This window comes from Cytobacillus pseudoceanisediminis (assembly GCF_023516215.1).
GTDB lineage: Bacteria > Bacillota > Bacilli > Bacillales > Cytobacillaceae > Cytobacillus > Cytobacillus pseudoceanisediminis.
Genome location: NZ_CP097349.1, coordinates 4171399 through 4194331, shown reverse-complemented (window position 1 = coordinate 4194331; position 22933 = coordinate 4171399). Strand labels below are relative to the sequence as shown.

General features: G+C 42.8%; 14 protein-coding genes, 4 tRNA genes and 5 pseudogenes. 3 read left to right on the top strand and 20 right to left on the bottom strand.

Going from position 1 to position 22933, the window contains the following annotated elements; genetic code table 11:
- Nucleotides 1-116 precede the first annotated feature (116 nt).
- Nucleotides 117-1570, top strand: a pseudogene (gene pdxR, locus M5V91_RS22645) (MocR-like pyridoxine biosynthesis transcription factor PdxR).
- A 391-nt stretch (nucleotides 1571-1961) separates the two neighbouring features.
- Nucleotides 1962-3405: pseudogene (locus tag M5V91_RS22640) on the top strand (DEAD/DEAH box helicase).
- Between the two features lie 80 nt (nucleotides 3406-3485).
- On the opposite strand, the gene rlmH reads toward M5V91_RS22640, so the two are convergent.
- The 15 genes and pseudogenes from rlmH to M5V91_RS22565 form a co-directional block, all read right to left on the bottom strand.
- Nucleotides 3486-3965, bottom strand: a complete 480-nt coding sequence (rlmH, locus tag M5V91_RS22635; protein ID WP_009332442.1) for a 23S rRNA (pseudouridine(1915)-N(3))-methyltransferase RlmH — start codon at nucleotides 3963-3965, stop codon at nucleotides 3486-3488.
- Nucleotides 3966-4045: 80 nt separating this feature from the next.
- Nucleotides 4046-4207 carry a CxxH/CxxC protein gene (locus M5V91_RS22630; protein WP_009332445.1) on the bottom strand — a complete coding sequence of 54 codons (162 nt, stop codon included), beginning with the start codon at nucleotides 4205-4207 and terminating at the stop codon, nucleotides 4046-4048.
- 156 nt (nucleotides 4208-4363) lie between these two features.
- Complete coding sequence (locus tag M5V91_RS22625; protein ID WP_251174370.1) at nucleotides 4364-5593, bottom strand: S1C family serine protease; 1230 nt, start codon at nucleotides 5591-5593, stop codon at nucleotides 4364-4366.
- A 237-nt stretch (nucleotides 5594-5830) separates the two neighbouring features.
- Nucleotides 5831-6625, bottom strand: coding sequence for an exodeoxyribonuclease YycJ (gene yycJ, locus M5V91_RS22620; protein WP_009332448.1), 795 nt, complete (start codon nucleotides 6623-6625; stop codon nucleotides 5831-5833).
- Nucleotides 6529-7437, bottom strand: a complete 909-nt coding sequence (locus tag M5V91_RS22615) for a two-component system regulatory protein YycI (protein ID WP_284521503.1) — start codon at nucleotides 7435-7437, stop codon at nucleotides 6529-6531. The genes yycJ and M5V91_RS22615 overlap by 97 nt, the downstream gene beginning before the upstream one ends.
- Entirely contained in the window at nucleotides 7424-7621 is a 198-nt protein-coding gene (locus M5V91_RS22610; protein ID WP_284521502.1) for a two-component system activity regulator YycH, read from the bottom strand. Before M5V91_RS22610 ends, M5V91_RS22615 begins: the two co-directional genes overlap by 14 nt.
- A gap of 17 nt (nucleotides 7622-7638) precedes the next feature.
- Nucleotides 7639-8748, bottom strand: a complete 1110-nt coding sequence (locus M5V91_RS22605; protein WP_284521501.1) for a YycH family regulatory protein — start codon at nucleotides 8746-8748, stop codon at nucleotides 7639-7641.
- Nucleotides 8745-10566, bottom strand: a pseudogene (gene walK / locus M5V91_RS22600) (cell wall metabolism sensor histidine kinase WalK). Before walK ends, M5V91_RS22605 begins: the two are co-directional and overlap by 4 nt.
- A gap of 8 nt (nucleotides 10567-10574) precedes the next feature.
- Nucleotides 10575-11284: pseudogene (gene yycF, locus M5V91_RS22595) on the bottom strand (response regulator YycF).
- Between the two features lie 220 nt (nucleotides 11285-11504).
- Nucleotides 11505-12986, bottom strand: coding sequence for a M23 family metallopeptidase (locus M5V91_RS22590; RefSeq protein ID WP_251174371.1), 1482 nt, complete (start codon nucleotides 12984-12986; stop codon nucleotides 11505-11507).
- Between the two features lie 367 nt (nucleotides 12987-13353).
- A tRNA-Phe gene (locus tag M5V91_RS22585) sits at nucleotides 13354-13426 on the bottom strand.
- Nucleotides 13427-13506: 80 nt separating this feature from the next.
- Nucleotides 13507-13583 (bottom strand) — tRNA-Asp (locus M5V91_RS22580).
- Between the two features lie 61 nt (nucleotides 13584-13644).
- Nucleotides 13645-13716, bottom strand: a tRNA-Glu gene (locus M5V91_RS22575).
- A gap of 14 nt (nucleotides 13717-13730) precedes the next feature.
- Nucleotides 13731-13806, bottom strand: a tRNA-Lys gene (locus M5V91_RS22570).
- A 527-nt stretch (nucleotides 13807-14333) separates the two neighbouring features.
- A complete protein-coding gene (locus M5V91_RS22565) occupies nucleotides 14334-14537 on the bottom strand; it encodes a hypothetical protein (protein ID WP_251174372.1) in 204 nt (67 codons plus the stop codon).
- 150 nt (nucleotides 14538-14687) lie between these two features.
- On the opposite strand from M5V91_RS22565, the gene M5V91_RS22560 reads away from it, so the two are divergent.
- A complete protein-coding gene (locus M5V91_RS22560) occupies nucleotides 14688-16046 on the top strand; it encodes an IS1182 family transposase (protein WP_284521487.1) in 1359 nt (452 codons plus the stop codon).
- Nucleotides 16047-16192: 146 nt separating this feature from the next.
- Here the strand turns inward: M5V91_RS22560 and M5V91_RS22555 are convergent, their stop codons facing one another.
- The 5 genes and pseudogenes from M5V91_RS22555 to M5V91_RS22535 form a co-directional block, all read right to left on the bottom strand.
- Nucleotides 16193-17485 (bottom strand): adenylosuccinate synthase, encoded by a 1293-nt coding sequence (locus M5V91_RS22555; RefSeq protein WP_251174373.1) that lies wholly within the window; start codon nucleotides 17483-17485, stop codon nucleotides 16193-16195.
- Between the two features lie 229 nt (nucleotides 17486-17714).
- A complete protein-coding gene (dnaB, locus tag M5V91_RS22550) occupies nucleotides 17715-19079 on the bottom strand; it encodes a replicative DNA helicase (RefSeq protein ID WP_009332457.1) in 1365 nt (454 codons plus the stop codon).
- A 360-nt stretch (nucleotides 19080-19439) separates the two neighbouring features.
- Entirely contained in the window at nucleotides 19440-19886 is a 447-nt protein-coding gene (rplI, locus tag M5V91_RS22545) for a 50S ribosomal protein L9 (RefSeq protein WP_009332458.1), read from the bottom strand.
- Nucleotides 19858-21855: a DHH family phosphoesterase gene (locus M5V91_RS22540; RefSeq protein ID WP_284522298.1), complete on the bottom strand. Its 1998-nt coding sequence runs from the start codon at nucleotides 21853-21855 to the stop codon at nucleotides 19858-19860. The genes rplI and M5V91_RS22540 overlap by 29 nt, the downstream gene beginning before the upstream one ends.
- A 126-nt stretch (nucleotides 21856-21981) precedes the next feature.
- Nucleotides 21982-22821 (bottom strand): annotated as a pseudogene (locus tag M5V91_RS22535) (YybS family protein); the annotation flags it as partial.
- Nucleotides 22822-22933 lie beyond the last annotated feature (112 nt).

The following is a 22933-nucleotide window of genomic DNA, read 5'->3' as shown; positions in this document are numbered from 1 at the left end:
TGATTCCCCCTATTCTTATCTAGAATAGCTAAGGACGAGTCATATGTCTCCAACCATTTGGATGGGAGTCTAACCAACCATTTGGTATAATTTTAAAAAATGATTGGAGATAGCCTATGTCTGAATTAGATTGGAAGCCAGAAAAAAATTCTGTTGTTCCTTTACATCAGCAAATATATGATTTTATGAAAAACAAAATAATGAACGGTGAATGGACATTAGGCACTAAAATACCACCACAAAGAAATTTAGCAAAACGATTTCAAGTAAATCGCAGTACCATTGTAACTGCACTTGAAGAACTGGCTGCCGATGGACTAATTGAATCTAAGGTTGGGAGCGGTACTAGGGTGATTAACAATACATGGAGCCTGCTTGCTTCCACTCCTCCTCCAGATTGGATTAGTTATGTAAAATCCGGTATTCATAAACCAAATATAAATATCATCCAAGAAATTAATAAAGCAGAAGCAGACCCTGCTATGATTAGGCTTGGGACAGGAGAACTTTCACCAGACTTGTTACCCAGCAAAAAAATGGGGCAAATACTGCAAATAGATACTGAGCAGTCTTTATCGCTTGGATACATGGAGTCTAAAGGGAGCCTATCTTTACGTAAAACCGTTAGTGCATATTTAAGAACAAAGGGAATTGAAGCTTCCCCGAATCGATTTTAATTGTTTCTGGAGGACTACAAGCGCTTCAATTGATTTCCATTGGAGTATTAAAAAGAGGCTCAACAATACTTCATGAATCACCATCCTATTTAAACTCCGTACACGTTTTCCAATCGGCTGGAATGAATTTATTGGGTATTCCACTTGACAAAGAAGGAATTAAAAGTGACTCAATTGGGCGTATGAAGCGGCAGCATCATGCGGCTATACTCTATACGATACCCACTTTTCACAATCCAACCGGCACATTAATGCCTGAAAAAAGGCGGCTTGAATTAATAAAGGTTTGTCAAAGGGAGTCTTTACCTATCATCGAGGATGATGTTTATGGCGATTTATGGTTTGAAAACCCTCCGCCAAATCCTTTGAAAGCTAATGATACACAAGGAAATGTCCTGTATATAGGAAGCATGTCCAAAACATTGAGCCCCGGTTTACGAATCGGTTGGATTGTAGGACCCGAACCTGTTATTGAACGTTTGGCAGATATAAAGATGCAAACAGATTATGGCTCAAGTTCCTTATCACAATATGCTGTAGACAAATGGCTTCGTAGTGGTATGTATGAGGGCTTCTTAAAGGAAACGAAAGAGGAATTAAGATTCAGAAGGGATTTCACCATTCAAATTTTAGAGAAATATTTTTCCGATATAGCAACATGGAAGACCCCAAAAGGTGGATTTTATATCTGGCTTAAATTACTAACAGGTGTTTCCACCCGAAAGCTATTTAACGCAGCCCTTCGAGAAGGAATTTTATTAAATCCAGGTAGTGTGTATGATAATAATGATGATCAGCACCTTCGCATTTCCTATTCATATGCTTCAATGGATCAACTAGAAGAAGGGCTGGTTTATTTAGCACAACTTATTAAAAATTCTTCTATGAATTGAATTTATGAGGATACCGTAATAACGGTATCCTTATTTTTGTAAACTTCTATATAATAAGGGTTTATCCAGGACAAGTTTAACTTTTTGTTTTAACACTATTGGTGATAAGGTTCTCCGTAATATATCTAAAGAGGTTTTTGGGCTTACCTAAAAGAACAGAGTTATTTTTTATTACTATTGTAAAAAGAAGCATTGTATTGTTCATTATCTTTTTCCCTCAAGTTATCTGAGGTCAATAACGCATCCTTATCTGTTACTTTTTAAAATTTAAAATAAAAGCCGTTTTGTCCGCACTTTTCAAGTATAATGAACCATATTCAGAAAATGCATATAATAATTCTTGGAGAGAATTCTATACATATGATGAAAAAACAAAAAACGAGGTTTAAAAATGAATAAAAGAAGTTTTGCGGATTTTCATGTAAGCGAAGAAATAAAAAGAGCACTAGCTGTGTTAAAATACGAAACCCCAACAGAAGTTCAAAGTGAAGTCATTCCATTAGCAATGAAAAATCAAGATCTTGTCGTAAAAGCTCAAACAGGAAGTGGAAAGACTGCCTCCTTTGGTATTCCTGTTTCCGATATGGTTGAATGGGAAGAAAAAAACCACAGGCCTTAATTCTTACGCCAACTAGGGAGCTTGCGGTTCAAGTCTGCGAAGATATTACGAATATCGGAAGGTTTAAACGCATTAAAGCTGTAGCCGTTTATGGAAAAGAACCTTTTTCGAAACAAAAGGATGAATTGAAACAAAAAACTCATGTAGTCGTTGGCACCCCTGGACGAGTCATGGACCATATTGAACGAGAAACCTTGATTTTGGATCAAATAAAGTATCTTATCATAGATGAAGCTGATGAGATGCTTAATAGAGGTTTCATCGATGAAGTGGAAGCGATCATCAAAGAGCTGCCTTCAAACCGAGTAACAATGGTTTTTTCTGCAACTCTGCCTAAAGATGTTGAAAATCTTTGCCATAAATATATGAAAGATCCTATTCAGATTAAGATTGAATCGACCAAGGTGACGGCCGATACCATTGAACATTCTTTAATTGAAGTGAGAGATGAAGAAAAGATCTCACTCCTTAAAGACGTCACGGTTGTAGAAAATCCAGACAGCTGCCTGATTTTCTGCCGAACCAAAGAACACGTTGATACTGTGTATAGCGAACTAGATAGAGCTGGATATCCTTGTGAGAGACTCCATGGGGGCTGGAGCAAGAAGACCGATTCTCTGTTATGGAAGGTTTCAAACTGGGGAACTTCCGCTATCTCGTGGCCACTGATGTAGCTGCCAGAGGTATTGATATTGATAATGTGACACTTGTCATCAACTATGACGTTCCTATGGAAAAAGAGAGCTATGTACACCGAACTGGAAGAACAGGCCGTGCTGGAAATAAAGGAAAGGCCATTACGTTTTCGACACCTTTTGAAGGAAAATTCATTAAAGCCATTGAAAGATACATCGGCTTTGATCTACCTGCTAGAGAAGCACCCAGCCATCTTGAAGTTGCTGGTGGAAAAGCTGCTTTCGAAGAAAAACTTAACAACAGGCGTATTGTAAGAAATAATAAAACAGCCCGAATCAATCAAGGTATTATGAAACTCCATTTTACCGGCGGGAAAAAGAAGAAAATCCGCGCTGTTGACTTTGTCGGAACGATCGCAAAAATCCCTGGAGTCACAGCAGATGATATCGGCATTATCACCATCCATGATCAAATGTCTTATGTTGATATTCTGAATGGAAAAGGCTCATTAGTTTTACAAGCCATGGAAAATGCGACCATCAAAGGGAAGAAGTTAAAAGTAAGCAAAGCGATTAAATAAGTAGAAAAAACTTAAATCCCCCTCACTTTATTAGATGAGGGGATTTTCATTGGCCGGCTTAAACTTCTAATAAACCTTGCTTACTTATGGTACGGTTCCCCCCGATTAATCCGAAACGCCCGATAAACCTGCTCCAGCAAGATAAGCTTCATCAACTGATGCGGAAACGTCATCTTCGAAAAAGAAAGCTTATCATCCGCCCGCTGCAAAACCTCCTGGCTCAATCCAAGAGACCCGCCAATGACAAATGCAATTTTGCTTTTCCCATACGTAGCTAATTTATCAAGATTGTCAGCCAACTCTTCCGATGATTTCATTTTCCCTTCGATAGCTAGTGCTATAACATGAGCATCCGGATGGATCTTCGCCAGGATCCTCTCACCCTCTTTTTGCTTTACCTGAATCATTTCCGTTTCACTTAGTTCTTCAGGGGCTTTTTCGTCAGGAACCTCGATGATATCCATTTTGGCATAGGCTGACAGTCTTTTTAGATATTCGTCAATTCCTTGCTTCAGGTATTTTTCTTTTAGTTTTCCGACCGTAATAATTGAGATATTCACAGCATGTCCTCACTTTACAAACAAGATATCCACAGAAGTTATCCACATGTCCACATTTTTCATCCACATCTTGTATGGGATCATTCGTTCGCTACAACATATATTGCGTTATTTTGACAATATTCACAGGTTGTTGATAACTTTTTATCCTCTTCAAGTTTTGTTAATTGCGGGAATGTTTCGTACTCATCAACCACTATATCTATTGCCAGATCAACGTGTTCGTCACAGCAGTAAATCATTTTCAGCATGCTCCTTTTTAGGCTGGAAGCCTGTTTTTTTATCCGATCTGTGGATAATTTTTATTTTCTCGTATACATATAAGTTATCCACATCTCATCTTAACAAAACAATAAAAAACAGGAAAGCGATTTCCGCTTTCCCATTTAGTCGTTCCATTATAATGTCTCGCCGCTCAGCTTCATGGTTACTTCCTGAGTTTTCCCGTCGCGGTAAAACTTAATTTTCATCTGGTCGCCTACCGATTTCTTCGTATACAAATGCTGGCGCAATTCGATGATGTCATTGATTTCTTGTCCATCCATCTCGACGATGACATCCATTTCCTTCAGTCCTGCCTGTGCAGCTGGAGAGTTCGGTTCAACTGAAGTGATGGCCACACCAGATTTAACATCCTTAGGCAGTTTTAGCGCTTCCTGCTGGTAGTAGCCAGGAATCTCATTGACCGATGCCAGTTGTACGCCCATATACGGACGTTTTACCTCTCCGAACTTTTCGAGGTCATCAATGACTGGGCGTGCGTAGTTAATCGGAATCGCCAATCCAATTCCTTCTACCGCACTCTCAGCGATTTTCATGGAGTTGATGCCAATCAGCTGTCCGCTGATATTAACTAAAGCCCCGCCGCTGTTACCCGGGTTGATGGCGGCGTCTGTCTGCAGTACCTCAGCCTGCCAGTCAACTGTTCCATTCTGATCGATATCAACCGGGATGGCACGCTCCAGGCCAGAAATAATTCCCTGTGTGACAGAGCCTGAGAACTGTCCAAGAGGATTCCCGATCGCAATGACTGGTTCGCCTGGCTTCAGTTTTTCAGAATCGCCGAATTCGGCAACCGTCTTAATTTCCTTTGCTTCTACCTCAAGCACAGCAAGATCCGTCCAAATGTCGCTGCCAACCAGTCTTGCCGGGAGCTTGGTGCCATCCTGCAGACTTACCTCCAGCTCCTGAGCTCCTTCTACCACATGGTGGTTTGTAACGATGAAGGCTGTATTTCCTTCCTTCTTATAAATAACTCCGGAACCTGTTCCGGCTGGCTGGCCGGCACTGCCATTTCCCTCATTCGACCAAAAGCCGGCTGTCTGGATGTTCGTAATGCTTACGACCGCATCCCCGGCTTTGTCGACCGCCTTGGTTACATCTGTGGTCACATCAAGTGAGACATTCTGAACTTTGGCGTTATTGTTATTCCCGGCTGCCTCATCCTGCAGCTCTTCATCCGGTTCAACCGTATAAGGGAGCACGTTGTAATCAGATAGCTTTGGCACCGCAACCACGACCAGGATGGCTCCTAATATGACTCCAACAAGGCTGGCCAGAAAATATCCGCCCTTGTTGCCTTTTTGCCCTTTATAACGGTTCTGATGATCTTGATCATAATAGCCCAAACTGCACCCATCCTTTCTTTCATCTGCAAAAACACTGGCTTTTAAAATATAAATGCTAAAATTTAGTCTTCCTTTATACCCAATATTATACTCTCCTGTTTTCAAAAATCTAATAAAAACGCACCTGCTTCAGCAATCTTACGACTTTGTTCATACTTTTTTAAGATTTTTTCAAAAAAGAAAAAGAGGAATACATGGAAACGGCTGTCTCTCTGTGTATTCCTCTTTATATTTTTATTAAACTGCCGTTAGGATTGTCGGAACCTTTGGATCTGTATCATAAAGGTCGAATTGTTCGCCGACAAGGATTCCGCGGCTTTCAAGTGTCTGGGATACGGACATTCTCGCCAGATCCTTGATATTGTTATCCTGGCTTAAATGAGCCAGATAAAAGCTCTTCGTCCGGTCGCCCGCCACTTCACTCATCGCAAGGGCGGCATCCTCATTGGATACATGGCCGACATCGCTTAAGATCCTTCTCTTAATATTCCACGGGTAGCGGCCCATACGAAGCATCTGGACATCATGATTGCTTTCAAATACATAAGCCTCCGCATTGGAAATCAGACCTTTCATGCGGTCGCTGACATAGCCTGTATCGGTGATCAGCACAAGCTTTTTCCCATTATGATGGAACACATAAAACATCGGGTCGGCTGCATCATGGGAAACCCCGAAGGATTCAATATCAAGGGATCCAAATGTTTTCACCGTTTCCATATCAAAATGGAACTTCTGGTCAACCGGGACTTGTCCAATCAGTCCGTCCATGGCCAGCCATGTTTTTTCATTCGCATAGATCGGCAGGTTATACTTCCGGGCAAGAATCCCGACACCCTTAATATGGTCACTATGCTCATGGGTCACCAGTATCCCTGATAGCTTGCCGATGTCCCGGCCAATATGCTGAAATAAACCTTCCATTTGCTTTCCGCTTAATCCGGCATCAACCAGAAAGGAATGTTCCTCCGTCTCGACAAAGATTGCATTCCCAGTACTGCCGCTCGCGAGAACGCTGAATTGTAAAGACATGTTCTCCTCACTCCACTATTTTTCTCTTCGTTGTTCAGCTTAATGATTTTCCCCTCAAAGGCATCAACAAATAAATTCTCCTCGTCATTAATGACAAATCGCCAGGCAGGCGTTAACAATTGCGAAGAGCTCAAATGCACAAAGGTAAAATAACCAAGCTCTACATTTGTAACTTTTGACTTCGGCTGCAGTGAGCCGTTCTTGTAAAGTGTTTCAACGGCCTTTATCGGCTGAATAACTTTTTCACTTTCTTCCTTCGACTCAATCTTTGTCAGGAGCGTCTGCTTATAAGAGACAATTTCATTTTCATCATTCAAATAAAATGTAAGCTCGCCATTTAAATTCATATAAAACATCTTGCCTTCAAATTCCTGATAATACGTGATTCTATTACTGTTTTCTGGTTTTTCCCAGAAGCGGTATTGGTCACCGAATAACACCCTGTTTTTGATAAAGGCAGATAATTCGGAAGGACTGAATTTATCACTGATCTTGATCGATTCGTCCAGGACTGAATTTAGAGTAGTCCCCTCTGTAATCGTAATTTCCTGGCCCTCCAGCCTTGTATCTCCTTCAAGATCTTCAATATCAAATTCAACCGGCTTAGCCCTCAAATACCGGTCTTTCGGGTTGCTTTTCGGCAGGGGCTCATCAAAGGTGATATCAGCATCCTTAAGCTGTTTTTCCAGGGTGGCCTGTGCAATCGGTTCAAATTCACTGGCCTCCTTCAATTTGAAAAACTCATACATCAAATAAATATCCAGGACCAGGAAGGTTAAAATAAAGATTGTTTTGATCTTACTCCAATCCATTATTCATGCCCCCTGTCTCATCAAGCGAAATGCTTTTCCAAGTTCCTTCATACCGGTAATACCAGGAAGGCTCCAGACGGATGAAGGTGGTCTGAGCTTCCTTGACCAGCATCATTTTATATCCCAGCTTTACATTCTCCAGTAATTCCGGCTCAAACCCTTCCAGACCTAACAAGTATTCCAAAACGCGGGTTCCGGAACTTAGAGATACTTCTGAGGGGGTTCAGCACTCAGACCAAGCTGAAAATTGCTCCGATAATATTCATAAATCTCATTTTGCCCCCAAGTCTGGCGGATTTCGGATATTTTCGGATCATCACTGAAAATTGGATAACCTGAAGAATCATACATCCTGAATACCACTCTATGATTCAGCTCATCAATCTCCGCAAATTGGTAATTGTCTGTCCATCCCGAATGTCCGTTAATATAATCAATGCTCCTTTTCAGCAGGTCGCCTGAAGCAAAAGTCGGGTTATCCCCGGCAGCCGGTTTTATATATTGAAGGGTATTTTTGTCTGAGTTTACCCTCAATAAGCTTAAGGTATCATTATACTCATCCTCTGATTGCTGAAAGCTTTTCTGCACTACACTTGGGTCGCTGAATAAAGCATTTTTATATTGTTCAGAGTCCAATTTTTTCTCCAAATACTGATATCTCGCCATTTTTGTATCCTGTGAAGGCAGATAGATCGTTCTTTCATCAGATGGCTTATAAGCAAAATAGGCTTTATATTCAGGGTTGTACTCGGATAAATTGAAGAATTGGCTTTTGAAATTCTGAATAAAGGAAACAGGCACACGGCTCCTATACACCTGCCGGTTATCCAAAGAAACAAAATCGACTATTCCATCCTTTTTCTCCAATTGCCTAGTATCAATGACAATATGGTCAAACTGAAAATCAGGCAGATTCTTGTCAGCAATTTTAATTACTGATTTGTATAATTCAATCGGAACAGAATCCGGAAACGCAAGAACAGCTTTTCCTTCATCATGGAGAATGCCCGCTTCCTCTGTAATATTTTCAAAGTCAGCAAAATTCCAACCGCTGATTTCTTTCATGACTTTATCAATTTCGCCGGGGCTGACAGTTCCAAAAGTCTTTTTTCCCCGAGATGGAATAAGAGAGTGTCCGGTCTCACAATCTGATTCACTTCTTTTTTCCGCTATTGTTACTTCCTGAACGGTATTTGATTCTTTTTCAATCCGTTCAAAGTTCGGCTGGTAGGTCCAAAGATTCCAGGTCAGGAGAGCGCTTGTCACTACTAGAATGGTCAGTATGATGGTTTTTATATTTTCATAACTCATTCCCAATCATCCTCTTCCGAGCGAACATATGGAAGGCTAAATGAAATCGTTGTCCCTTTCCCTTCTGTACTCGCTGCCCAAATTTTCCCGCCATGCGCTTCCACCATTTCTTTCGCAATGGCCAATCCGAGGCCTGTTCCGCCAAGCTTTCTTGTCCTGGCTTTATCCACCCGGTAAAAACGCTCAAAAATCTGATCAATATTTTCTTTCGGTATCCCCACACCCTGGTCTGAAACGCTGACAACAATAAATTCATCTTTTTCCTCAATGCTGAACGTAACCTTTCCGCCTTCCGGAGAGTATTTAAGCGCGTTTGAAATGATATTGTCCAGCACCTGGGTGAGCTTGTCTTCATCTATTTCCACAAAAGCCGAATGGTCCGGAAGCTTTCTTTCAAACGTAACATTCTGCTGCTTCGTCATTTCAAAACGGTCTATAATTCTATTATAGAAGAAAATGAAATCAGTCCAGTCCTTGGTCAAGCGGTAATCCTTGCTGTCCATTTTAGACAGCTGCAGCAGATCATTGACCAGGCGGATCATCCGCTCTGTTTCATTTTGGGTGACATCCAGGAAGTTTGGGGCAATCTCCTCATCTCTCCAGGCGCCTTCCGCAAGAGCCTCCAGATAGCTTCTCATCGTGGTCAGCGGCGTCCTGAGTTCATGAGATACATTCGCCACAAATTCGCGGCGTTCCATGTCAATTTTCTCCTGCTCGGTGATATCATGCAAAACGGTAATTAAGCCGTTAACAAAGCCAGTTTCTTTTTGGATAACCGAAAAGTTAGCGCGGAGAATCAGTGTTTTCGACTTGCTGCTGTAATCCAGGATGACCGAATCCCGCTCGTTTAATAGCTCTTCAAAGTTATAATCCTCTTCAAGACCAAGCAGGGAAACAATTGGGGAAGACAGGACCGTTTCACGTGAAACATTCAGCATTTTTGCTGCAGGCTCGTTAATCAAAATAACACGCCCTTTGCGGTCGGTTGCAATAACTCCATCGGTCATATAGGAAAGAACGGAGGATAATTTTCGCCGTTCGCCTTCTGTTGTAGCATGAGCTTCCTGAAGTTTCTTTGTTAAACTGTTAAAGGTAATGGCCAGCTGGCCAATTTCGTCATACCCATAAACCTTAACCTTTCGGGAGAAGTTCCCTTTTGCCATGGCAAGTGCCTGTTTCCGCATATCTGAAATCGGGCGTGTCACCGTCTGGGCAAGAAGTATGCCCAGGATCGCTGTGATAGCTAACGCAATGGCTATACCGGTAGTGAAAATATTATTAATCTCCCTCATCTGTTCATAGATGTTCTCGATTTTTGCAACCAGATAGATGGCTCCATTGACTTCTCCGTTATTTTTAATAGGTGTGACGAGAACCCATATCCGTTGTCCCTGCTCAACCAGATCCTCCGTTACCGGCTCCCTGGTGGCTATGGCCATCTTGATCAGATTGTCAGTAGACCTCCCCCGACAACACCCTGATTATCAGGATCGGAGGTGCCAAGTATTTTCAGTGATTCATCAACCACACGGACTTCGGATATATCCGCCGAGTTGTAATCACTTAATAGCCTTCTGATATCTTCCTCCTGGGATGGGGTTTCCTCATCAGGAAGCCTTACCTTGGTCATTTGTTCCTCCACATAATAGCTAAGAAGATTGACCCTCTCCTGAATGGCATCTTTGAAATTTTCCTGTAAGGTCGATTCCAGCTGCCTGACAAAGTAGACCCCGATAATCTGCATGGCTACCAGGATGAGAAGAACATATATGATCACAAACTTCAAATGAATGGACCGAAAAAACCAACCTTTTCCATGTACCCTTTTACTCCTGTTCAGGATTCCGCAAGTAATAACCGACCCCTCTTCTTGTCACGATCCATGTCGGGTGGCTTGGATTATCCTCAATTTTCTCCCGCAGTCTCCTTACGGTTACGTCCACTGTGCGGACATCACCATAATAATCATAGCCCCATACGGTCTGGAGTAGATGCTCCCTCGTCATGACTTGTCCAATATGCTTGGCCAAATAGTGAAGAAGCTCAAATTCACGGTGTGTTAATTCAATCGTCTCACCGCGCTTGGAAACCACGTAGGCATCCGGATGAATAATCAGGGAGCCAACTTCAATTTCATTGGATTCGTCCTCTTCTTCCGTCTTGGAAGCTATTTGCTGATGGCGCCTCATATTAGCCTTCACACGCGCAATCAATTCTCTCGTGCTGAACGGCTTTGTAACGTAGTCATCTGCACCGAGCTCAAGGCCTAAAACTTTATCAATTTCAGAATCCTTTGCTGTCAGCATTATGATCGGCATATCGTATTTCTTGCGCACTTCGCGGCAAACCTCAATGCCGTCCCGCTGCGGAAGCATGATATCAAGCAGAATCAGGTCCGGCTTGATTTCTTCTACTTTATCGAGTGCGTCATTGCCGTCATAGGCACACACCACTTCATAGCCTTCTTTTTCAAATTGAACTGCAGTATATCTGCAATTGGTTTCTCATCGTCTACAACCAGAATTTTTTTATCCATACCTATCTCCTTTTTCTTGCTCATTTATTTATTTATTTATTTATTTATTTATGGAGCAGTAGAAGTCAGTTTCATACATATGTTATCTACTTTACTTTACCATTTTAGCAGTGGGAATTCATCTATTAGTAAAGGCCTGTAAATCTTTGGTGTTGTATTTTTATCTTATTCTTAACTACAAAAGCCTCTAGCATGAAAGCTAGAGACTTTTTAGCAGGAATTATTTATTTATATATTTAAGCGGATCTTGCATTTTTCCGTTTTTGTATACTTCAAAATGCAGGTGGACACCGGTTGAATCCCCAGTGGACCCCATTATACCGATCTTTGAGCCTTTTGAGACAGTTTGGCCAACACTGACACTGATTGAGTCGAGATGGGCATAAACCGTGCGGAAGCCATTATTATGGTCGATGACGATTTTGTTGCCATAGCCGCCGCCATCGTTGCCCGCAGAAACAACCGTTCCATTATCAGCAGCTTTTATCGTCCGGTCGCTAGGTCTTGCAATGTCAATTCCCTTATGCATTTTCCCCCAGCGGTATCCCATTTTACTTGAGATATAGCCCCCGACTGCAGGATAAGCAAGGCTGCCTTCACCGCGGGATGGAATGACCTTGGTTCCCTTGATGACAATTTGTTTCACAGGGTCTTCAAGAACTTTTTCTTCTTTTACTTCTTTTTTGACCGTTTGGCCGTTTTCTTCAGAAATCAGATAGGTTGCAGCGCGTACGCCTTCCTTGCCTTCTTGCTTTACTTTCGTTTCGCCTTTTGGCATGCTGCTGTCTTCGATGACTTCTTGTTCATAATCGATTTTTTCTTTCTTGAAAACTTCCTTATCTGCTATAACTTTTACATATGGTTTGTAGACAGTCACATTTAATTCCTGCCCTGCTTTAATAAGGGAATCTTCCTTTAGTCCGCTGTTAAGCTCAACCAGCTGGTTCATATCAAGGTTATGGGCACTGGCAATATTGGTTAGTGCGTCACCTTCTTTAACCTCATATTTCTTTTCCTCAAGGGTTCCCTTTTGAAGAAGCTTCACAGCTTCATCTGCACTGATGATCTGATCCGGTTTCACAGTTGTTTCAGAGATGGATACATCTTCCGTAAAACGGACATCTAAAAGACGTGTTTCATTTTCCTTCAGCTGAGGTAAAGGAGTTTTAGCAGATTCCTTTCTTTCCTCAAGAGCCTTTAAATCTTTCTCTGGTACATAGGAAGTTTTGATTTTCTGAAGGGCCGCTTTGGCCTGCTCGTCATTCTCAACGTAAGCCACTTCCTTACCGCCAATGACTAATGCTGCTGCTTCGGCATGTACTTCCATCTTATCTTTTAAGCCATTAACCGCTTCTAATTCATTCACTTCTGAACTTGACTCAAAAACCTGTTCAGGAATGAAAGATAGTTCAGTTGCCAGCCCCAGCTTTAATCCCTTATGGGAACCTTCTGCCTCACTGATCTTTTTATCGGCCATATCTTCGATAACTTTCTTATCCGACACCGTTCCGATATATTCGTCACCCATATAGACATAATAAACCGTCACAAGCTTATCATCATTAGCAGAAGCGGAAACACCGCCTGCAAAAGTTAAAGCCGCCGCTGCAAAACCAGCTGCGATCGTCCTATTTATGGTTTTATTAAAGCTTTTTGCTGTAGATTCTGATGCTGAGGTTACTTTCTTCAGCCATTTGAACATGGTTACATCCCCCTAGACTACGGTAACAAAAGACACTTTCATTTAGTGCTATGTAACTACGAATTTGTCAACCTTATTTTTCACAATATTTACTTTACCATACAGCAAAGCAAATAGATTACTAGACTCGGGAATGTAACAAAAATGTATAATAGCTGACATTTTATGACTATTAATGGCAAAGCTTAGAGAGTTTTTTGTCGAAAAGAAGATAGGAAATAATCCCTATTTATAGGGGTTTGTTAGGGGTGCGAAAGAAGATGAGTTTGGGGAGTGCTAAATTACACCGGCCATGCAGCTCCAACATGCTTGTATTACATGAATGTAACAAAAAGGAGCATGCTTGGTTACATACTCCTTTTTGGGATGGCTCAGGACGGAATCGAACCGCCGACACAAGGATTTTCAGTCCTTTGCTCTACCGACTGAGCTACTGAGCCTTATTAAGTTATTTTGCCTAAGCAAAATTTGGCTTCTTCCCGATTTTCCAATCGATTTTAGATGAAGCAGATTATGTAAATGGCGGTCCGGACGGGACTCGAACCCGCGACCTCCTGCGTGACAGGCAGGCATTCTAACCAACTGAACTACCGGACCAAATAATAACCGTCAGCAAGTAAGCTGGGCTTGCCAGCCGTTTGCTGACGGTTATTCGCCATGACCCCTACGGGATTCGAACCCGTGTTACCGCCGTGAAAGGGCGGTGTCTTAACCGCTTGACCAAGGGGCCAAATAAAATATAAATGGTGAGCCATGAAGGACTCGAACCTTCGACCCTCTGATTAAAAGTCAGATGCTCTACCGACTGAGCTAATGGCTCGTACTATAATTGTTGCCTAAAGCCTGATACTGAAAAGTCAGATGTTCCAAAGCCCTGCGTGCTTTGTCACAGATTGCTATTCGGTGAAGAAATTCACTGATGCTGCAATCTGCTCTACCGACTGAGCTAATGGCTCGTACTATATGTGTTACCAAGCTTGCCACCTTGGCGACGCTTTTTATAATATCATAGAGTTTTATAAAAGCGCAATAACTTTTTTATAAAACTTTCTTTTTAGGAGAAGACTGCGGCAGGATAGGGTTAAACCCACGCTACAGCAGCCCGTTGGAGAGGTCCTTTCCCTAAATTAAGAGTTCTTTTCCTTGATATGGATTCCTTTCCCCATTTTTTATCGTTTACTCCTTAAATTTCCATTTATTTTCCCAAATTTAAACCAGCTGAGGCGGGTTTGGACTCGCCAGCTCGGATTTCCTCTTCCTCTGTCCGAATGTGCTCCAAGTTGGGCCTCATTCCCTCAATTTTCTCCTCTTCCTGTCCGAATCAGCGCCAACTTCGGACTCTTCCCCTCAGATTTCTCCTTCTCCTGTCCGAATCAGCACCAACTTCGGACTCATTCGCTCGGTTTTCCCTTTCTCCTGTCCGAATCCGTGCCAACTTCGGACTCTTCCCCTCAGATTTCTCCTCTTCCTGTCCGAATCCGTGCCAATTTCGGACTCGCCAGCTCGGATTTCTCCTTCTCCTGTCCGAATCAGCACTGAGTTCGGACTCACTCGCTCTGATTTCCCCTCTCCCTCCAGAAAAAACAAAAAGCCCTAATTCACATTAGGCTTCAGACTGTCGACAAACTCGATGAAAATCGTGCTTGTCTGCAGTCTTTTTTATTTTAAAATAGAAGTAATACAATGCTTGAGGTGATTTAAATGCTTTCAAAACATAATCCAATTCAACGGGATCAAATTGAAATGGTTGCTTTAGACGAACTTGTACCGGCGGACCATTTGGTCCGCAAAATTGAAGCGGCGATTAATTTCTCATTCATCTATGACTTGGTAAAAGATAAGTATTCAGAAAAAGGCCGCCCAAGTATTGACCCTGTAATATTAATTAAACTCACATTTATTCAATATACCTTCGGTATTCGCTCCATGCGTCAAACAATTGAAGAATTGAAAACGAATATGGCTTATCGATGGTTTTTAGGATATGGCTTTCACGATAAAGTTCCTCACTTCTCAACTTTCGGTAAAAATTATGAGCGCCGATTTAAAGACACCGATCTCTTTGAACAAATATTTTACCGAATCTTAAAAACCGCAGCTGAAAAGAATTTAATTAGTGCTGAACACGTTTTTGTAGATTCTACTCATGTAAAAGCGAGTGCAAATAAACGCAAATTTGAAAAGAAAGTTGTTCGAAAAGAAACCCGTGCTTATCAAGAACGCCTTCAAGAGGAGATTAACCAAGACCGCGAGGATCATGGAAAAAAGCCGTTTCCACCAGATAAGTTTGATAAAGAAGAATACAAAGAAATCAAGGAAAGTACAACAGATCCAGAGAGTGGCTACTATGTAAAAGATGAGCGTACAAAACAGTTCGCTTATTCTTTCCATGCGGCCGCAGACCGCAACGGCTTCGTGTTAGGCGCAATTGTAACCCCTGGTAACACGCATGATAGTCATATTTTAGAGCCATTGGTAGAACAAGTTATTGAGAAAGTTAGTAAACCAAAAGCTGTTGCGGCAGACGCAGCCTATAAAACACCTGCTATCACGAGCTACTTATTGAAAAACGACATCACACCTGCTTTACCTTACACACGACCTCGCACAAAAGAGGGTTTCTTCAGAAAACATGAGTATGTTTATGATGAGCATTTTGACTGTTACATTTGCCCAACTGGTGAGATATTAAAATATACTACAACTACAAAGGAAGGGTATCGTCAATATAAATCAGATCCTCGAATTTGTGCTGGATGCCCTTTCTTGTCTCAATGCACACAGAGTCAAGCACATCAAAAACTGATTCAACGTCATGTGTGGGAGGAACATGTGGAAGAAGCAGATCATCTTCGCCACCATCAAGACGTCAAACCGATCTATGAAAAACGCAAAGAAACAATTGAACGAGTATTCGCAGATGCAAAAGAAAAGCATGGCATGCGTTGGACAACCCTCAGGGGACTTAAAAAAATGTCGATGCAGGCGATGCTTACTTTCGCTGCCATGAATTTGAAGAAAATGGCCACCTGGACTTGGCAAGGTCCAGAAATGGCCTAAATGATAACCTCGGAGAGGTCTGCAATTCTCTGTAATTACTTGAAGTCCTACAAAAAATGAAAAAAGAGTTCGGAATGAGACTATTCCGAACTCTTTTTGTCTACAAACTGAAGCCCTAATTCACATTAGGGCTTTTCAATCAAGTATTAGTTCTGTCTCCATGGGCTGCGGACTACGTTTGTTTGTGTGCGGTCCGGACCGACTGAGAAGATCGATAATGGAATTCCTGTCAGCTGTGAAACGCGCTCCAGATAGTGGCGGGCATTCGCAGGAAGCTCATCAAGTGATTTGCAGCCTGTGATGTCCTCTGTCCAGCCTGGAAGCTCTTCGTATACAGGCTCACAGTCAGCCAGTACTTTCAAGCTTGCAGGGAATTCTTCGATTACTTCTCCATTATAACGGTATGCTACACAGATTTTTAATGTCTCAATTCCAGTCAATACATCGATGGAGTTAAGAGAAAGGTCTGTAATACCGCTGACACGGCGGGCATGACGGACAACCACGCTGTCGAACCAGCCGACACGGCGGGCACGGCCAGTTGTTGTACCGTATTCACGGCCTACTTCACGAATCTGGCTGCCGATTTCATTATCAAGCTCAGTTGGGAATGGGCCATCTCCTACACGAGTCGTATAGGCCTTAGATACACCAACAACATGCTTGATTTTTGTAGGGCCGACACCAGAACCGATTGTTACGCCGCCAGCCACAGGGTTAGAGGATGTAACGAATGGGTAAGTCCCCTGGTCGATATCAAGCATAACTCCTTGTGCACCTTCGAAAAGCACGCGGCGGCCTTCATCCAATGCGTCATTAAGCACAACAGAAGTGTCGCAGACATAATGCTTAATCTGCTGGCCGTACTCATAGTATTCCTCTAGGATTTCTTCGATTGTGAATCCTTCTGTTTCATAGAAGCGCTCAAGCAGGCGGTTCTTTTCTTCAAGGTTGCGCGCAAGCTTTTCTTCAAACACTTCACGGTCAAGAAGGTCCGCAATGCGGATTCCGTTGCGGGCTGCTTTATCCATGTAAGCAGGGCCGATGCCCTTTTTCGTTGTACCAATCTTGTTAGCGCCTTTGCGCTCTTCTTCCACTTCATCAAGCTTCAGGTGATATGGAAGGATGACATGTGCGCGGTTTGAGATGCGCAGGTTGTCTGTTGTAACTCCCTTGTCATGAAGATACGCCAATTCCTTTACAAGCGCTTTTGGATCGACAACCATTCCGTTTCCGATCGTGCAAATTTTATCGCTATAGAATATTCCAGATGGAATTAAATGAAGCTTGTATGTTTCACCATTAAATTTAATTGTGTGTCCTGCATTGTTTCCGCCTTGGTAGCGTGCGATAACTTCTGCATTTTCAGAAAGGAAGTCTGTAATTTTTCCTTTCCCTTCATCTCCCCACTGTGTTCCAACTACTACTACTGATGACATTAAAAAGCACCTCCGGGAATCCCATGGTTTTAAAATTCTATAAATACATTTTTAATTAAGTAACTTTTTTCAACCACTTTAGTTTATCAAGGTGATGTGTGATAGTCAATAAAACACGAACATTTTTAATAAAAATATAAAAATATGTTCGTAAAACCATGAAAATATGAAAATCAGAAATTCCTGGAGCAAGACAATAAAAAAGAGGACATGCAAATGCAGGCCCTCTTTATGCACCAGGCGGCGCAAAGGAATCATCAAAGCGTTTCTCTAAGTTTACGAATTTATTATACTCTTTTACGAAAGCCAGCTGAACGGTTCCAACCGGGCCGTTACGCTGCTTGGCGATAATGATTTCGATGATGTTTTTATCTTCGGATTCTTTGTCATAATAGTCATCTCGGTATAGGAATGCCACGATATCGGCATCCTGCTCAATACTTCCCGATTCACGGATATCTGACATCATCGGGCGCTTATCCTGGCGCTGTTCCACTCCACGGGAAAGCTGGGACAGTGCGATAACAGGGACCTGAAGTTCACGGGCCAATTGCTTAAGGGAACGTGAGATTTCAGATACTTCCTGCTGACGGTTTTCTCCCGAACGACCGCTTCCCAGGATTAATTGCAGGTAGTCGATCAAAATCATGCCAAGCCCATGCTCCTGCTTTAAACGGCGGCACTTAGATCGAATATCTGTGATTCTGACACCTGGGGTATCATCAATAAAAATTCCTGCATTTGATAGGCTTCCCATTGCCATGGTCAGCTTTCCCCAGTCCTCATCCGTCAGGGAGCCGGTACGAAGCCTTTGCGCATCAATATTGCCTTCTGCACAGAGAATACGCATAACAAGCTGTTCGGCACCCATCTCAAGACTGAAGATCGCGACGTTTTCACCGGTTTTCGTTGCCACATTTTGCGCGATATTCAGGGCGAAGGCAGTTTTACCCACGGAAGGGCGGGCACCGACAATGATGAGGTCATTTCGCTGGAAGCCGGCTGTCATCCGATCCAGTTCGGTAAATCCAGTCGCAATCCCTGTAATATCCCCTTTACGGTTATGCATTTCCTCGATATTATCGTAGGTCCGGACGAGAACATCCTTAATATTATGAAAGGCACCGGCGTTTTTGCGCTGTGCTACCTCCATGATATTTTTCTCTGCTTCACCCAGCAGAACTTCTACTTCATCCTCACGTGTATAGCCGTCCTGGGCAATGCCTGTCGCCGTCCGGATCAACCTTCGAAGCAGTGACTTTTCTTCAACGATCTTTGCATAGTACTCGATATTCGCTGCTGTTGGAACAGAGCCGGCCAATTCACTTAAATAGCTGACGCCTCCGGTATCCTCTAGCAGTTTCGCTGCACTGAGCTCTTCTGTCACGGTCACTAAGTCGACGGCTTTTCCTTGATCGCTCAGCTTCAGCATTACATTGAAAATTTTCTGGTGTGCCGCACGGTAGAAGTCTTCGGGTATCAAGATCTCTGATGCTTGTGTAAGAGAGGAGGGTTCAAGAAAGATTGCCCCAAGCACTGCCTGTTCCGCTTCAATATTTTGAGGCGGGAGCCGATCCGCAAATAAATCACTCATCTGTTCAAACCTCCTAATAAGAAATGCACAAGCGCCTTAGTCACCCCCGCCAAGCACAAGATGCGCCTCACGGAAAGGCGTTCATTGCCTTGGCTTGTGAACACGAGGGCAGGCGCCCCTCCTAAAAGCTAACGCTCTTAGTCGTTTGATGATAATGCTGTCGAAGCGTCCCCTGTGGAGCTGGACAGTTATCTATAAAGCAATACTATATCTATATAAAAATCTCTAAATTTCCCTTTAAAAAATGTGACCAGCCGAAACTGATCACATTTTTAATCAACCCTTTTATTTTAACATGTTTATCGGCAAAAGCCACTTCCAATATTAGTTTATCGCATTCTAACTAATTGCAGTTTCACTTTAAGCTTCTTTTACATGTACGTTTAATGTTGCCGTTACTTCAGTATGAAGCTTGACTGGAACCTTTGTGTATCCGAGCGTGCGGATCGCGTCTTCCATTTCGATTTTGCGCTTATCGATTTTGATGCTGTGCTTCTTTTGAAGTTCTTCTGCAATTTGCTTGCTTGTGATGGAGCCGAAAAGGCGGCCGCCTTCACCTGATTTTGCTGTAAATTCAACCGTCAGCTTTTCAAGTGTTTCTTTTAGTTTTTTTGCTTCAGCCAATTCTTCTTCTGCAAGCTTAGCCTCTTTTTTCTTTTGAGCATTCAGGCTGCTGACATTGGCCTGGTTTGCTTCAACAGCAAGCCCTTGCTTAATTAAAAAGTTATGTGCATAGCCATCTGCTACATTTTTTACTTCGCCTTTTTTGCCCTTGCCTTTAACGTCTTTTAAAAAGATTACTTTCATTCTTTTTTCTCCCTTCAAAGTATTCATCTATAGCCTCTTTTAATCGGGCCTCAACTTCATCAAGTGTTGCATCGTGAAGCTGTGTGGCAGCGTTAGTTAAGTGCCCGCCGCCTTCAAGGTTTTCCATGATCACCTGGACATTGATATCCCCGAGGGAACGCGCGCTGACCCCTATCATGTTTTCAGAGCGGTTGGAAATGACAAATGAAGCAACCACACCATCCATCGTCAGCAGGGTATCTGCTGTCTGGGCAATCAGAACCTGATCAAATATCTGATCCGGCTGTCCCTTTGCAATCGCAATTCCTTCTCTGTAAAATTGAACGGTTTCAATCAGTTTAGCCCGCTTGATGTAGGTATCTACATCCTCTTTTAAGAACTTTTGAACTAGCACGGTATCTGCACCCTGTCCGCGCAGATAGGAAGCCGCATCAAACGTCCTGGATCCTGTCCGCAGCGAAAAACTCTTCGTATCGACAATAATCCCGGCAAGCAGGGCCGTTGCTTCCAGCATTTCGATTCTGCCGTTTTTCGGCTGATACTCCAGAAGCTCTGTTACCAGTTCTGCTGTGGAAGAGGCATATGGCTCCATATAAACCAGCAGAGGATTATGGATAAACTCTTCCGCGCGGCGGTGATGGTCGATGACGACAACATGTTCAATTTTATGAAGCAGCTTTTCTTCAATCACCATGGATGGCTTGTGGGTATCAACGACCACGAGCAGGGTATCGTCTGTTGCAATCTCCATCGCCTGTTCCGGGGTAATGAATTTAGAAAAGAGCTCTTCATTCTTTTCAATTTCCTTCATCATTCTTCTGACACCAGTATCGAGTTCATTGAAATTTACAACCACATAGCCTTCACGCTGATTCAGGCGAGCCACTTTCTGAATACCGATGGCCGCTCCAATCGCATCCATATCCGGGCTTTTGTGGCCCATGATAATCACTTTATCGCTTTCGGAAATCAATTCCTTCAGCGCATGGGAAATCACGCGTGCACGGACCCGGGTTCTTTTTTCAACAGGATTGGTTTTTCCCCCGAAGAATTTAACCTTCCCGTTCGTCTGTTTGATGGCTACCTGGTCTCCGCCGCGGCCTAATGCCAGGTCTAAGCTGGACTGGGCCAGCGAACCGAGTTCAGGAAGGGAAGAAACCCCTGTTCCGACGCCCACGCTTAATGTTAATGGAACGTTTTGCTTGGAAGTGGTCTCCCGGACATCATCGAGAATCGTGAACTTTCCTTTTTCCAGAAGCTGCAGAATATGTTCATTAAATACGGCGATAAACCGCTCAGACGAGACTCTCTTCAAGAAGACCCCATTGTCCTGTGCCCACTTATTCAATATTTGGGTCACCAGGCTATTGAGGCTGCTTTTTGTCTGGTCATCCATCCCCTGAGTCAGTTCATCATAATTATCAAGGAAAATAATGGCAATAACCGTCCGTTCTTCCTGATACATTTTTTCAATTTCGGTCTGTTCCGTGACATCAAAAAAGTATAATAAGCGCTCTTCCGGTTTATGGATTACCCGGAATTTGCGGTCATGAAGGGTAATGATTTCGGTTTCCACTTCTTGTTTGATCAGCGGAACAAGTGAATCCGCGACATCATAAAGCGATCTTCCGACTAGCGTATCTTCATCGAAGCAGGATGCTAAAAAGGGATTGGTCCATTCAATGTAATAATCATCATTAATGAGCATGATCCCGATCGGCATTTCCATCAGAGCTTCTTCGCCGACTTTTTTCACCCTGTAGGAAAGGGTCGAGATGTATTCTTCCGTCTCCTTCCGATGCTTCTGAATCAGCTGAAAAAGATAGTAGAAAGGAAGGATGACAAGAAACAGCCCAATTAGTGCAAAAAGCCAATTGTAGTACGCCAATATACCGAGAAGCACCACTGTTATGCCCATCAATCCAAAAATCGGATAGCGTATGGACCGCTTTTCTAAATACGAAGGCATGTTTTCAGCTCCTAAACAGTAGTGTTGTTCATCACTTTTTCCTAATCTTTGCCTTAAATCGAATCCTAAGTCAATTATACCTAATATCCTCACAATATAAAGGAGAAATGGCATAAGAAATGTAAATACAGCGGCCAGGACCGGCACAGCTTTCGGCCACCCCTTTAAATGGCTGAAAAAGAAAATCAGGGACAGGCCTTGAATGACCATGAAAATCTGCAGAATGAATGCAATATTTACAAGCGCCATAAACCAGTAGCTTCCTTCTGACGGATTAAAAAGGAAAGAAGCTATAATTGTAATGAGATAGTACCATAATATGCTTTTCGGCAGGCTCATTTCCCTGAACGGCTTCCAGCTTTCAACCTTAATGCCGAATCTTTTGGCAATCGGAAAGGAGACAAGCTGGATGACAAAAACGGAAATAACCGATGTCATGACGAATAAGCTTGGCGTCAGCGTCTCAATCATTTTCAGGCCTTCTGTAAATTGCTCGACTGCTTTATCCGCATTCTGGCCAAAGCCTTCAAGCACTCCTTCTGAAATTTGGATGGACTCCTCCATCATATCGATGCCTTCTTGAATAATATTTACATTAAAAAGAGCAACTGCCGCCGCATACAGGATCAGCAGGGCTGCAAGGAATACAAGGGTGCCCGCAATAAAGGAAGGCATCCGTCCTTTCTTTTCACTTATAAAAATGCCAATTACCGTCCCGGTCAGTCCAAATGTCAGCACAAGCGGCAGAGCCATAAACGAACCGATAATCAGAGAAAGCAGGATGCCTCCCGTTAGAAATACGATTGCATACATCCGGTTATTTTTTGCTGCAAACATAATAAACGGAAGAGCCAGGAAGAAAACCGAAATGGTACCGAGAAACGGCACATAGAGCGAAATCAGAAGAAGCACTGCAAAAACAGCCAGAAGCACTGCACCCTCTGTTAATTTATGTACATTATTCATTGATACACCCCTCAAACTGTGTATCCAAAAAGGGGGAAATCATTTTCCCTGCTTTTTGAACCATTCCAAATAAGACAACTCATAAAGTCTATTGTAGCTAGTATTAAATGCA

Coding starts and splice junctions, on each gene's coding strand:
- M5V91_RS22555 (WP_251174373.1), bottom strand. CDS start 17,485: ATGTCATCAGTAGTAGTAGTTGGAACACAGTGGGGAGATGAAGGGAAA.
- M5V91_RS22540 (WP_284522298.1), bottom strand. CDS start 21,855: ATGCCTTCGTATTTAGAAAAGCGGTCCATACGCTATCCGATTTTTGGA.
- M5V91_RS22630 (WP_009332445.1), bottom strand. CDS start 4,207: ATGATTTACTGCTGTGACGAACACGTTGATCTGGCAATAGATATAGTG.
- yycJ (WP_009332448.1), bottom strand. CDS start 6,625: ATGTCTTTACAATTCAGCGTTCTCGCGAGCGGCAGTACTGGGAATGCA.
- dnaB (WP_009332457.1), bottom strand. CDS start 19,079: ATGAGTGATTTATTTGCGGATCGGCTCCCGCCTCAAAATATTGAAGCG.
- M5V91_RS22615 (WP_284521503.1), bottom strand. CDS start 7,437: ATGGATTGGAGTAAGATCAAAACAATCTTTATTTTAACCTTCCTGGTC.
- M5V91_RS22590 (WP_251174371.1), bottom strand. CDS start 12,986: ATGTTCAAATGGCTGAAGAAAGTAACCTCAGCATCAGAATCTACAGCA.
- M5V91_RS22605 (WP_284521501.1), bottom strand. CDS start 8,748: ATGAGTTATGAAAATATAAAAACCATCATACTGACCATTCTAGTAGTG.
- rplI (WP_009332458.1), bottom strand. CDS start 19,886: ATGAAAGTAATCTTTTTAAAAGACGTTAAAGGCAAGGGCAAAAAAGGC.
- M5V91_RS22560 (WP_284521487.1), top strand. CDS start 14,688: ATGCTTTCAAAACATAATCCAATTCAACGGGATCAAATTGAAATGGTT.